Annotated in this window: 11 protein-coding genes; 3 read left to right on the top strand and 8 right to left on the bottom strand. The window is 56.9% G+C overall.

The window, feature by feature from the left end:
- Positions 1–38 precede the first annotated feature (38 nt).
- The 4 genes from GGR91_RS08100 to secB all read right to left on the bottom strand — a co-directional run bounded on the left by GGR91_RS08100 (position 39) and on the right by secB (position 3,937).
- The gene (locus GGR91_RS08100; protein ID WP_322788792.1) at positions 39–695 is read right to left on the bottom strand and encodes a DUF4136 domain-containing protein; all 657 of its coding nucleotides are present in this window, start codon (positions 693–695) and stop codon (positions 39–41) included.
- 100 nt (positions 696–795) lie between these two features.
- On the bottom strand, positions 796–1,794 hold the full coding sequence (trpS, locus tag GGR91_RS08095) for a tryptophan--tRNA ligase (RefSeq protein WP_183941703.1): 999 nt from the start codon (positions 1,792–1,794) through the stop codon (positions 796–798).
- 5 nt (positions 1,795–1,799) lie between these two features.
- Positions 1,800–3,404 carry a murein biosynthesis integral membrane protein MurJ gene (gene murJ / locus GGR91_RS08090; protein ID WP_183941702.1) on the bottom strand — a complete coding sequence of 535 codons (1,605 nt, stop codon included), beginning with the start codon at positions 3,402–3,404 and terminating at the stop codon, positions 1,800–1,802.
- Positions 3,405–3,427: 23 nt separating this feature from the next.
- Positions 3,428–3,937, bottom strand: coding sequence for a protein-export chaperone SecB (secB, locus tag GGR91_RS08085; protein ID WP_183941701.1), 510 nt, complete (start codon positions 3,935–3,937; stop codon positions 3,428–3,430).
- A gap of 246 nt (positions 3,938–4,183) precedes the next feature.
- Here secB and GGR91_RS08080 point away from each other — a divergent pair, with 246 nt between their 5' ends.
- Genes GGR91_RS08080 through GGR91_RS08070 form a run of 3 tightly spaced genes read left to right on the top strand, consistent with a single transcriptional unit; the run spans position 4,184 to position 6,668 of the window.
- The gene (locus GGR91_RS08080) at positions 4,184–4,843 is read left to right on the top strand and encodes a Tim44/TimA family putative adaptor protein (protein WP_183941700.1); all 660 of its coding nucleotides are present in this window, start codon (positions 4,184–4,186) and stop codon (positions 4,841–4,843) included.
- A 12-nt stretch (positions 4,844–4,855) separates the two neighbouring features.
- On the top strand, positions 4,856–6,106 hold the full coding sequence (gene mltA / locus GGR91_RS08075; RefSeq protein ID WP_183941699.1) for a murein transglycosylase A: 1,251 nt from the start codon (positions 4,856–4,858) through the stop codon (positions 6,104–6,106).
- Positions 6,096–6,668 (top strand): Smr/MutS family protein, encoded by a 573-nt coding sequence (locus GGR91_RS08070; protein ID WP_246337120.1) that lies wholly within the window; start codon positions 6,096–6,098, stop codon positions 6,666–6,668. The genes mltA and GGR91_RS08070 overlap by 11 nt, the downstream gene beginning before the upstream one ends.
- 9 nt (positions 6,669–6,677) lie before the next feature.
- Here GGR91_RS08070 and dapE read toward each other — a convergent pair whose 3' ends face one another.
- The 4 genes from dapE to GGR91_RS08050 all read right to left on the bottom strand — a co-directional run bounded on the left by dapE (position 6,678) and on the right by GGR91_RS08050 (position 12,263).
- Entirely contained in the window at positions 6,678–7,817 is a 1,140-nt protein-coding gene (gene dapE, locus GGR91_RS08065; protein WP_183941698.1) for a succinyl-diaminopimelate desuccinylase, read from the bottom strand.
- 39 nt (positions 7,818–7,856) lie between these two features.
- Positions 7,857–9,188, bottom strand: coding sequence for a PAS domain-containing protein (locus GGR91_RS08060; protein ID WP_246337119.1), 1,332 nt, complete (start codon positions 9,186–9,188; stop codon positions 7,857–7,859).
- An 85-nt stretch (positions 9,189–9,273) separates the two neighbouring features.
- The gene (gene glpK, locus GGR91_RS08055) at positions 9,274–10,740 is read right to left on the bottom strand and encodes a glycerol kinase GlpK (RefSeq protein WP_183941697.1); all 1,467 of its coding nucleotides are present in this window, start codon (positions 10,738–10,740) and stop codon (positions 9,274–9,276) included.
- A complete protein-coding gene (locus GGR91_RS08050) occupies positions 10,737–12,263 on the bottom strand; it encodes a sodium:solute symporter family transporter (protein ID WP_183941696.1) in 1,527 nt (508 codons plus the stop codon). The genes glpK and GGR91_RS08050 overlap by 4 nt, the downstream gene beginning before the upstream one ends.
- Positions 12,264–12,269: the final 6 nt, after the last annotated feature.

The raw sequence follows: 12,269 nt of genomic DNA, 5'->3' as shown, positions 1-12,269 counted from the left end.
AACCTTAGCCGATTTTGCGGCGTGCTTAGTTTAGAAGGTTAGCGCTTTTCCTCTGGCGCAACCGAGATACGGACCGTTTCACCGCCATTGCCGGGGAATCCCGTAAACATCGCCTCAACCAGATTTGGCACCAGATAAGGCAGCTTGTTTGACCGTGACTTGGCTTCCGCCTTGCCTTCAAACAAACGCTTGCCGTCGCCGTTACGGTCAATCTTCATATCGAGATTGGCGGTATACACCGTGAAGCTATCGATTTCATAGGGACGGTTGAAGCCGCTATACAGGAATGGATCATAATAGCCGACGACGTAACGCGCGCCGCGACGGGTGCGCACGACATAGGGCCGATAAAAGCTTCCAAAACCCCAATAAGGGTCATAAAACGGATCTTGGCGAACGATGTCGCGTTCCTTGCCCTGATCAACCGCATAATCGAGCGAGACGGTCATATCTGCATTTGCGCCCGTCGCGGGCACATAACCAATCTCCTGAAGCTCGCTTGCAACCAATGCCGCATATTGGCCAAATTCAATGCCGCCTGCATTGTCTGGGTTGGCCGCGCGGATAACGAATGTCTGGCCCTGCGGCGCGGGCAATTGCTGAAACCGCGAGACATCCGCGTTAAACGGCGTTGCACAGGCACCAAGTGCCAGCAATGCGATGGGGGCAAGAAAAGTTGCGACCTTTTTCATCATTTCACATCCTCAAAGCAGCGACCGAACGCCGTCCATAGCATAACGCGTTTCGTTTAGGATAGTTTCGCTGAACTGTGGTTGAACGGCACCACAGCACAATTTAGCGCAGAAGACCAAGCGCAGCGTAGGCGGCTTTCAACGTTGGTCCGCCAAGTTCACGCGCTTTCGCTGCCCCCTTGGCAAGCGCAGCGTCGATCTGTTCGTGGTCATCCTTCAGAACAGCGAAGCGCTCCGAAATGGGGCGCAGATGTTCAATGACGATTTCTGCCAATGCCGGTTTGAATGCGCCAAAGCCCTGACCACCAAAACGCGATAATGTTGCCTCGACGGTCTCTTCGGCAAAGGCGGCGTAAATGCCGACAAGATTTTTCGCTTCAGGGCGGCCTTCAAGGCCAGCAGGCTCCGACGGAAGTGCTTCAGGATCGGTCTTGGCCTTCTTGATTTTGCTCAGGATGGTGTCGGCATCGTCGATCAGGTTAATCCGGCTCATATCGCTTGGATCGGACTTCGACATTTTCGAACTGCCGTCGCGTAGCGACATGATGCGCGCGGTTTCTTTGGGAATGATGGGATCGGGCAAGGTGAAGATATCGGTGCCGTTTCCGAAGTCCGTGTTGAACTTCTGGGCAATGTCGCGCGCCAGCTCCAAATGCTGCTTTTGATCTTCGCCGACCGGAACATGGGTCGCCTGATACAATAAGACGTCTGCGGCCTGAAGCACGGGGTAGGTGAACAGCGCGATGCTCGCGCCTTCGCGGTTCTTGCCCGATTTGTCCTTGAACTGCGTCATGCGGTTCAGCCAACCCATGCGCGCAGTGCCGGTGAGCAACCACTGAAGCTCCGCATGGGCAGGGACCTGCGCTTGGTTGAACAATATCGCCTTGTCGGTGTCCAGTCCGCACGCGAGCAAGGCCGCGGCCATCTCGCGCGTGTTTGCCGTCAATTCGGCCGGAACATGCGGCATGGAAATCGCGTGTAAATCAGCAAGGAAATACAGGCATTCCATTTCATCCTGCATTTTTACCCAGTTGCGGATCGCACCGAGATAATTACCCAAATGCAGATTGCCGGTGGGTTGAATGCCAGAAACGACGCGCATGATGATTACTCGCTTATATTGGCCGCGGGCGATGCTGCACGCCTGCGGAACAGGGATTTTAATTCTTGAATTCGGTAAGCGCCGAAAAGCAATATGGCCAGCGCATATACAGCGCCGCCAGCGCTGACGAGAACTGACAGCACAGCGATGCGTCGCCACAATCCCGTGCCCAATTGGTCTTCAATGATTTCATTGCCGAAAAACAGTGCGACGCCCATCAATGCTGCGGCCAGAACAATGCGCCATGCCTTTTGCTTGAGCCGCGCATCGACCGCGATATGCCCGCGTTTGCGCAAGGTGAACCATAGCAAGGCGACATTGACCCAGGCTGATATCGCGGTCGCAACGCCAACGCCGATATGTGCGAGCGGCCAAATGAGAATGAGGTTACCGATAAGGTTCACCAACATCGACCACAGCGCCAACCGCAGCGGCGTTTTGGTGTCGCTGCGCGCGTAAAATCCGGGTGTCAGCACCTTAATGAGGACATAAGCCGGTACGCCGGCGGAAAAAGCCATCAGGACAGCGGCTGTCCCCCGCGTGTCGGCCGCGGTGAACGCGCCATGTTCAAATATACCATGGACGATTGGTATCGCCGAAACGATCAGGGCCGCCGTTGCCGGCATGGCAAAGAACAATGCCAGTTCAACGGCACGATTTTGCGTGTCGGACGCTGCCTTGCTATCGGCTCCGGCGATTTGCCGCGAAAGCGCAGGCAGGATCGCGGTACCAATTGCGATGCCAATCAATCCCAATGGCAGCTGGTTCAAACGGTCGGCATAATAGAGCCATGATACCGACCCTTCTGGCAAGAACCGCGCCGCGAGCGATGTTGAGATCAGAAGGTTGAATTGAATAGCGCCTTGGCCAATCGCGGCAGGCGCAATCAAGGCGAGCATCAGTTTTACGTCGGGCGTTAGGCGCGGCCATGCAAGCTTCAGGCTAGCCCCTGCGCGGTGGCACGCCCACATCAGCCACAGCAATTGGAGTGCGCCGGATACCGTAACCGCAATGGCTTGGGTAACCGCCGTTTCAACTTCGCTGTCACCACGGAAGAAGATGAGCGCGATAATCATGCAGATATTCAGCAATATCGGCGCGGCGGCATTGACCCAGAAACGGTTCAGCGAATTCAATATGCCGCCAAGCAGCGACACCAACGAGATGAGCGCGAGATAGGGAAAAGTGATAATCGTCAGATGGCGTGCAAGCGCAAATTTCTCGGGCCCGCCATCGGGAAACCCGCCGGTCATGGCCCAGACAACCGGCCCCGCTGCCAACATCATGACGCCTGTGAACAGCACCAGAAATGGAAACAGCACGGACAGCACTTGGCTCGCGAATGTGCGCGCGGCGGTAAGGCCCGATTGCGCCTTTTCGCGTTCAGCCTCGGTCATTTTCTTGTTGAACAGAGGGACAAAAACGGCAGCAAAGGCGCCTTCGGCGAACAATGCACGAAACAGGTTGGGCAGCCGCCACGCAATCAGAAACGCGTCGGACGCAAGCCCCGCACCGACGTAGCGCGCCATCAACATATCGCGCACAAGACCAAGCACGCGGCTGACCAAAGTCAGCCCCCCAATGGTAATGCTGTTTCGAACCAGGCTCATATGTTCACCTGGTGCCTTCAGCTTCAGGCTTCGCCTGCAGGCTGCGTTTCTGCCATCTGCTGTGCTTGCGTGAGCTGCTGGATATACAATGCGTTGAAATCGATCGGTTCGAGAACGAGCGGCGGATAGCCTGCATCGCGAACGGCATCGGCAACAATCCGGCGTGCAAATGGGAACATCAAACGCGGCGCCTCACCGAAAAGGAACGGGTGCGCTTGCTCGTCGCTGACATTGCGCAAACCAAACAGCGTGCCGTATTCGAGTTCGACCGAGAAATGGACGCCATTGTCGCTTTCGGCTTTGACCGCGAGTTTCAAGGTGATTTCGTGCACTTCATCCGTGATGGCATTGGCCAGAATGTTCACTTGGACGTCGATTTGCGGGGTCACGTCCCAGTTAAAGCTATGCGGGGCATGTGGGTTTTCTACCGACAAGTCCTTGATATACTGGTTCAACATACCCACTGCAGGTGCGGTATCTGCGCCATTGGCTTTTACATTTTCGGAAACGATGGTGCCTGCTTCGTCAGCCATGTGATGTCGTGCTTTCCTATTGATTGTCATAGACGCCAAATGGCGTCCCCTTATGGCCGTCGCGCCTAGCAGGGTGACCGACAAAGGGCAATCATTGTTGCACATGCGGCAAGCCGCACTTTTCTTTGGGTAAAGCCCTTTGAACCCTCGGCATTAGTGCTTATATGGTATTGAGGCGGAGCTGGATGGGCGATATTCCCCAGCATCTAAATTATATGCCGGACTTATTTGGCGCATGGAGGCGTTGTGACGTTCACTATTGTATTGCTTGCTCTTGTTGCAGCGTTCCTCGGCCTTCGGCTTTACTCGGTGCTTGGTAAACGCACGGGTCACGAACAGGAGCCCGTTGCCCGCCGTCCGATTGAAACGACAGCCCAGCCTATGCTGCGCCAGCCTGCGGCAGGCAGTGATGCCGCAGTGGCCATTCCTGTGAATGACATCTCAAATGTCGATATGGCTGCGCAAAGCGGCATCAAGGCAATTGCCAATGCGGACCGGAGCTTTGACCTCGGGCTGTTCGTAGAAGGATCGAAATCCGCCTATAAAATGGTGCTGGAGGCTTATTGGCGTGGTGACAAGGAAGCGCTGCGTTTCCTGTGCGACGATGATGTATTTGACAGCTTTGCGGAGGCCATTGATGGTCGCGAAGCGCGCGGTGAGACATTGGCCAATCGCTTGGTGCGGATCGACGAAGTGCGTGTTGTGGATGCAAGCTACGACCATCCAATGGCACGTGTTACCGTTCGGTTTGATGCAGACATAGCCGCGATGGTGAAGGATGCCGATGGAAACATCATCGGCGGTTCGATGACCGACGCTGTTGAAACGCATGATGTCTGGACCTTTATGCGCGATGTTAAGTCAACCGGCCGCAACTGGAAGCTTGACGAAACCGACTCGGTCTGATTCACCCGGGCGATGAAACGCGCCCTTTTTGCCTTAGGCTTATCCGCTCTTACCCTGTCCGCTTGTTCGGGCGGCCTCATCCCAAATGGGGTGCCGACCGCATCGACGGGCGCATCACGTCCATCGCCTGATGCCCGTCTGCCGGAAAAGGCCGCTAAGCCTATTCCATCCACGCCTGAGGCAACGTTGGCTGCGCCCGTTCCGACAGGCGACGGTTCGACTGCGGCGAGCTTGGGCGTCGTGCGTGGGCCAGAAATTGGATCGCTGCAGGTCGATGCCCGCAAGGCAACGCTTGCCATGGATAGTTTTCGCACCAGCTGCCCCGGCCTCGTTGGGCGGAATGACAGCAGCGGCCTTACGCAAGGTGCCGACTGGGTTCCCGCCTGCGACGCTGTAAAAACATGGACGGGTGACGCGATATCCTTCTTCGCGGCCTATATGGACGCTGTGCAAGTCGGTGACGGCAAGGCGTTCGCCACAGGCTATTATGAACCCGAGATCGCAGGTTGCCGCACGCGGCAGGCCGGTTGTGAAGTGCCGATCTACAAACGGCCATCGGACCTGATTGATGTCGACCTTGGGCTGTTTTCCGATGATTTAAAGGGCAAGAATATCCGGGGTAAAGTCAGTGGCACCAAGTTGGTGCAATATGATGACCGTGCCGCGATTGAAGGTGGCTCTTTGACGGGTCGCGACCTTGAAATCGCATATGCAAATGATGCCATCGAATTTTTCTTCCTGCAAATTCAGGGGTCAGGGCGGCTCAGGCTGCCCGATGGCGGCGTGATGCGTATTGGCTATGAAAGCCAAAACGGGCGTGGTTACACCGGCATTGGCCGGTTGATGAAGGATCGCGGCCTCATCACCGATGGTTCGATGCAGGGTATTGTGGCCTATCTGCGTGCCAATCCCGAAGAGGGCCGCAAAGTCATGCAGGAAAATAAGAGTTTCGTGTTTTTCCGTGAACTGACCGGCGCTGGGCCGCTTGGTGCAATGGGCTATCCGGTCGTGGGCGAAGCAAGCGTCGCCGTCGACGTCAAGTTTATCCCGCTCGGCGCGCCACTGTGGCTGTCGATGGACCGTGCCGAACCAAATGGCATCTGGGTGGCGCAAGATACCGGCGGCGCAATTAAGGGCGCAAACCGGATTGATACATTTTGGGGTGCCGGTGACCGGGCACGTGCCATCGCTGGCGGTATGGCAGCACGCGGCGCGGCGCTGATTTTCCTACCCAAGGCGGCAGTCACCCGGCTTGGACTATAAATTCGCCATGGCGCGGCATTTGGACAGCAATGAAAAGGCGCTGTGGGGGAAAGTTGTCGCCACAGTTAGCCCCATGCACGCAACCAAGCCAAAGGCGCAGCCTGTGGTTGCGGCCGCGTCGGACAAAGCGCTCTTGGCCAAGCATCTGAATGCCAAGCCCAAGCCGATACGTAGCGAACCTGCGAAGATTGCTCCGGCACCGCAAAGCAAGATTGCGCCTGTTCCGCACAATCTGGATGGCCATTGGGACCGACGGATCACGCGCGGCAGTATCATGCCCGATGTCAGTGTGGATTTGCATGACGCGTCATTGTCCGGTGCCTATGCCCGGCTCGACGGGGCGCTTGAACAGGCGATAGCGCAAAGGATGAAGGTCGTCCTGTTGGTGACTGGCAAGCAACGCGCGCATGATCGCGCAAGTGGTCAGGGCAGGGGCGCGATTGCCGCGGTTGTGCGCGATTGGCTGGCGGCGTCACGACACGCAAGGAGCATCTCTGCTGTCCGCAACGCGCATCCCCGGCATGGCGGGGCAGGCGCGCTGTATATCATGCTGAAAAGCTAGGGCCTGACCCTAGCTGCCAAGCATCCGGATCGCGACGCGACGGTAGATTTCCGTAAGCGCGGTGAGGTCCGCAATGGCCACCGCCTCGTCCAACTTATGCATCGTTGCGTTGCACAGCCCGAATTCAACAACTGGGCAGATTTTCGTCAGGAACCGCGCATCGGAAGTTCCGCCCGTGGTCGATGGTTCAGGCGTAATGCCCATAACGCCCTCGACAGCCTCCGAAATGGCCGCGGACAGTTCGCCCGGCGGGGTCAAGAACGCTTCGCCCGAAATCATGGCGGTTAAAGTGCCGCCGCCCTTTTCGACAAGCTCTTGCATCCGCGCAACAAGCGCCTCGCCGTTTTGCAGGTCGTTGAAACGGATCGACAATCGGGCTTCTGCCTTAGCCGGAATGACGTTGGTCGCTTTATTGCCGACAGCCAGGTCCGTGATCTCAATATTGCTTGGCTGGAACCAGTCTGTGCCCGCGTCCAATGAAATCGCTTCGATCTCGGACAATATCGCCACGAGCTTTGGAATGGGGTTATCGGCCAAATGCGGATAGGCGACATGGCCCTGCGTTCCGGCAACCGAAATCCACATATTCACTGACCCACGCCGTCCGATTTTCATCATGTCGCCAAGCCGGTTAACGCTGGTGGGTTCGCCGACAAGGCAGGCATCAGGGATCGTGCCCAGCGCGTGCATATGATCGATTAAGGCCCGGGTGCCGTAAATCGCTGGCCCTTCTTCATCGCCCGTAATGATCAGGCTGATTGTTCCTGCGTCAGCCGGTATCTCGTGCAATGCCGCAACGAATGCGGCGATACTGCCCTTCATATCGACGGCGCCGCGCCCGTGAAGTAAATCGCCCTTTATCTGCGGAACGAAAGGATCGCTTGCCCAGCCAGCGCCCGGCGGCACGACATCAAGATGCCCGGCAAAGGCAAAGTGACGCCCACCGGATTCGCGAATGGCAAACAGATTTTCGACAGGCGCACCATGCGCTGGATTGTCATCACCCGTGCCCGATACAAAACGGTCAACGCGAAAGCCCAACGGCTTTAGCATGTCCTCCAGCGCGTCAAATACGGCGCCCTGCGCTGGTGTCACGCTTTCGCATGATATCAGGCGTTGGGCATAATTAAGGGCAAGGGCGTCAGTCATCTGACCAACGCGTTAAGCATTAATGCCCTGTGAAACAAGTCAGACGTCGGCTTTACGCAATGCCTTTTCGGTGAACATGGCGTCGCCTTGAACTGAGCCGACAATCGCAACGCTACCATCGGCATCGCGGCGGGCAACGAGCAGAACAAATTCGTCGCCTGCGCCCGCAAATTCGCTGAGGTCACGCTTGCGCGCCGAACGCAAACGCCCACGTGGGTCATCGGCTGCCGCCGTGGCCGGTTCGATGCCTGCAGCGATTTTCTTGGCGCGACGTTCGGCGGCGACAATGGCTTTCAAGCCGCCTTCATAGCCAGCGAGAATAGTGGCGAACGTTCCCATCGGAACGGCATTGTGCTGCGCATATTGAAGCGCTGTGGCAAATTCGGTTAAGCGGGTCTTGTCATAGCCTGTGCCAAAAACCAGCTTAACGATTGGCGTAAATGGCGCGCGTTCCTGTGCTTTCAGACCAGCATCATGAAGCAGTTCTGCATAATCGGCAGGGTGATTGGCGGCAATCAAAGCAAAATCGTATGCGCGTCCAATCGCCTGATACAAGGCATCGCGCGTGCGCAGATCCGCATCGCGGGCCTGTTCTGCACATTGCCGTGCGGCATCCAGCCAGTCGGCAAGGCTTGCATTTTCATCGGGCGCTATCGTCTGCAGCAGATAGGGTTCATCGCCCTCAACGTCATCACATGGCGCTGCATCGTCAAGCTGCTCCGCCATCGGGGCATCTGCCCAGATAGGGACATGCCCCTGTCGCGGCGGCAACGCTGCGAGCGCGTGTTCAACTTCGGTCTGCAACGGGCCGCTAATGTCTGCAGGCGCGGCTTCTTTCCAGTTGATGACGCCGTAAATGAAATCAATCGTGTCGTCGTCGGACGAATAGGGCAGCAAAATGCCGCGGTACATGAGGACATTGCCGCTATCGTTCACAAACTCGGCTTCGAAGCCAATGGGCGCGCGGTTGGCAATGATTTGCAGATAATGATCGGTAATGCGCGACAGGAGCGAGCGGCGGGGGACTTCATCCAAATAAGTGATGCCCGCGCTTAAGCCGCATTCGGCGCGCAATTTATCGCCAAGATAGTCAATGGACGGATTTTCGATGCCCGAGGTAAAATCGAGAAGAACGCTATAGTCGCGGAAATCTTCGATGGCCGATGGATCGAGTTCCTCGATGCTTGGGAAATTTCTGTCGTGCAGCTGCGACGTCCAAAAATTATACGCGCGGACCTGCATCCGGCGTTCGTCGCCAGATATGAATGGCGGCGGCTCGATTGCTGCGTCTTCGTCCTCATAGAGGGTGTAAGCGGGCAAATCAGCATCAAGGTCCGATCCAAACGGTTCAAATCCGTGCAAATTATCCATCTTTTCGTCCTGTCGATGTCGTTCGCCACATGGGCGGGTGTACATTGCAGTCAGATGGTTAAGATGTTGTGAACTGCGACTTGGACTATTGAAGAACACGCGCAAGCGCGTTTGACCAACCGGCCAGCCGCGCGTCGCGTGCATGCTTTTCCATATTGGGTATAAAGCGCTGCACGCCGCCGCGCATGACAGCTGCATCCTCAAGCGATTTGTATATTCCGCATCCAACGGCGGCGAGCATTGCGGCGCCAAGTGCCGTCGTTTCGACAAAGGCCGGACGTTCAACATCTATCGCGAGCATGTCGGCGAGGTCTTGTGCCATCCAGTCATTGGCAACCATGCCACCGTCGATGCGCAGTTCCGCCCAATCGGCACCGTCCGCAGCAAATGCTGTTTTCAAGTCATGGGTCTGGTGGGCCATTGCCTCCAGCGCGGCGCGCGCGACATGCGCCTTGGTCGCCGAGAAACTGAGGCCGCTGATGTTTGCCCGCGCATCGGGGCGCCAGTGTGGCGCGCCAAGGCCCGACAATGCGGGTACAAGATATACGCCGCCATTGTCGGCAACGCTGCGCGCCAGTGTTTCGGTGTCCGCCGCGTGTGCAATAAGGCCCAGATCATCGCGCAGCCATTGGACGAGGCTGCCCGCCACAAATACCGATCCTTCCAGCGCGTAATGCCGCTCGCCACCCAATTGATATAAGATCGTCGACAGCAGACGGTTGCGCGACTGGCGCAATGTCGTGCCCGTTTGCGTCAGCACAAACGCGCCTGTGCCAAAAGTTGCCTTGGTCTGGCCAACGGCAAAGCAGCCTTGGCCGATGGTGGCGGCTTGCTGGTCCCCCGCCATACCCGCAATGCGGATGGGTCCGCCAAAATGTTCCGGCAATGTCGTGCCAAGATCGCCTGCGCAGTCGGTTATTTCGGGCAATATGTCGCGCGGCACGCCGAACAGGTCGGTAAGGCCGTCGTCCCATCCGCCGCTGCCAATCGCCATCAACGCTGTGCGCGATGCGTTGGTTGCATCGGTGATATGGCCGCCGCCCGTCAGGCGAAACACAAGATAGCTTTCGACCGTGCCAACCGCGAGATGCGCGCCGACATCCTTTAGCTGTGGCCAGTTTTCCAAGGCCCAGCCGATTTTGGACCCAGAGAAATAGGGATCGAGTAACAGGCCGGTTTTGGCCTGAACAACGGACTCTTCGCCTTGTTCCTTCAGTGCCGCGCATATGTCTGCCGTGCGACGGTCCTGCCATACAATCGCAGGGGCAAGCGGTTTGCCCGTGCGCTTGTCCCAAAACACAATGGTTTCGCGCTGGTTGGTGATGCCAATGCTCGCAATGCGGTCCGCACCGCCTGCTTTTGCAACCATGGTCTGCGCGCATTCCAGCGTCAGTTTCCAGATTTCTTCGGCATCATGCTCCACAAGGCCAGGCGCCGGGTAATGCTGGGTCAGCGGGCGCTGGCAGCTATCCACGGCAGTGCCGTCGGCGGTAAACAGAACGGCGCGGGTTGATGTCGTGCCTTCGTCGATAACAATGATATATTCGCTCATGCCTCAATCGCCGAAAGCCGGCGTCCTTCCTTGCTCCAGATAAATACGGCCCGATTGCCAAAGATGATGCGGTTCACCGTCAATGCGGTCAACACACAGGTCACAAGGACAATCGCCATGACGTCGATATAATGCAGCCAGCCGATTCCCATATGCTGGTAAAATGTTTCGCCAGCATAAAGCGTGTCGGGCACGTACAAAATGAAATTGTGGAACGCATAAAGCGCAACGCCCCAAACCAGTCCGGCAATCGCGGCCCGTGCATCCATATTCCGGAACAGCAGCCCGGTAATGAATGCCGATAGGATTGGCATCGACGACAAGCCGTTGAGCTGCTGCAACAGGTTGATGATGCTTTTTGCATTTTCATAGACCGGAACAAGTAAAACCGAAGTGACGGTCAGGATGATCGACACAATCGCCGCAAGCCGCCAGTGGTTGGCAACAGGGCGGATGAATTTGTCATGAAAATCGACCGCGTATAATGCCACCGAACTGTTCAATATCGCGCTGGTATGCGCGATAACGGCGGCCATCATCATGGCGGCAAACGCGCCGGACATCCAGCCCGGCAACACATGCGCCACAAGCTTTCCATAGGCCGCATCGCCCAAGCTGCCGAACAGCTTATAGGCGACGACACCCGGAATGACGACGATGGCGGGGATGATGAGGATACGGACAATGGCGGCGGCGAGCACGCCCTTTTGCGCTTCCTTGACGGTCGGCGCGGTCATCGCTTTCTGGGTGATATTCTGGTTGGTCGACCAATAGAATATCTGGATGAAAATCATGCCCGTGAACAATGTGTGGAACGGGATGGGGGAATCGATACTGCCAATCATCGATGTGCGCTCGGCCGGCACGGTCGACAGGTCAAACCCGACCGCAGCCAGTGCCAATATGACCACCAAAAACGCAATCGCCAGCACGCCGATACCTGAATACGTGTCCATAACCGCAACTGCGCGTAAGCCGCCGGTGATGGTGTATATGGCCGCGATAATCGCCATGGGCGCGGCAAACCAGATCAGCGACCAGTCCACCCCGAACATCGATTTCAAAAACAGGCTGCCCGAATAGAGCGCAGCGGGAAGGTAGATCAGGATATTGCCCAGCAGAAACAGCGCCGAAATTACGGTGCGTATGCTGCCGCCCTTGTACCGGCGTTCCAGCAATTCTGTCACTGTGGTGCAATTGTTGCGGTAGTAAATCGGTACAAAAACATAGGCCAAGATCAGCAGGCCAACGAAACCCGAAATCTCCCACCATGCGAGCAGCAGCATCTGGTTACCGTTCATACCGACCAGTTGTTCGGTCGACAGGTTGGTCAGCGTAATCGATCCTGCGACGAACAGCCATGTTAGGCCGCCGCCTGCAAGGAACACCTCTTTGGTGGAACCTGCATCCTGCGCCCGCTGGGCACCTTTGCCGTGCACTTTCCAGTATGTGAGGATGGCGATGAGCAGAGTGAGCGACACAAATATGCCAATTTGCGCCGCGCTGTTGGTTGTCTCGAACATCCGCCC

Origin of the sequence: Sphingorhabdus rigui (genome assembly GCF_014196595.1) — a bacterium.
GTDB classification, from domain to species: domain Bacteria; phylum Pseudomonadota; class Alphaproteobacteria; order Sphingomonadales; family Sphingomonadaceae; genus Sphingorhabdus_B; species Sphingorhabdus_B rigui.
Note: the sequence above shows the minus strand (reverse complement) of the source record. Positions and strands in the feature narration are given on the sequence as shown.

Coding starts and splice junctions, on each gene's coding strand:
- GGR91_RS08100 (WP_322788792.1), bottom strand. CDS start 695: ATGATGAAAAAGGTCGCAACTTTTCTTGCCCCCATCGCATTGCTGGCA.
- murJ (WP_183941702.1), bottom strand. CDS start 3,404: ATGAGCCTGGTTCGAAACAGCATTACCATTGGGGGGCTGACTTTGGTC.
- GGR91_RS08050 (WP_183941696.1), bottom strand. CDS start 12,263: ATGTTCGAGACAACCAACAGCGCGGCGCAAATTGGCATATTTGTGTCG.
- glpK (WP_183941697.1), bottom strand. CDS start 10,740: ATGAGCGAATATATCATTGTTATCGACGAAGGCACGACATCAACCCGC.
- mltA (WP_183941699.1), top strand. CDS start 4,856: ATGAAACGCGCCCTTTTTGCCTTAGGCTTATCCGCTCTTACCCTGTCC.
- trpS (WP_183941703.1), bottom strand. CDS start 1,794: ATGCGCGTCGTTTCTGGCATTCAACCCACCGGCAATCTGCATTTGGGT.
- GGR91_RS08060 (WP_246337119.1), bottom strand. CDS start 9,188: ATGGATAATTTGCACGGATTTGAACCGTTTGGATCGGACCTTGATGCT.
- dapE (WP_183941698.1), bottom strand. CDS start 7,817: ATGACTGACGCCCTTGCCCTTAATTATGCCCAACGCCTGATATCATGC.
- secB (WP_183941701.1), bottom strand. CDS start 3,937: ATGGCTGACGAAGCAGGCACCATCGTTTCCGAAAATGTAAAAGCCAAT.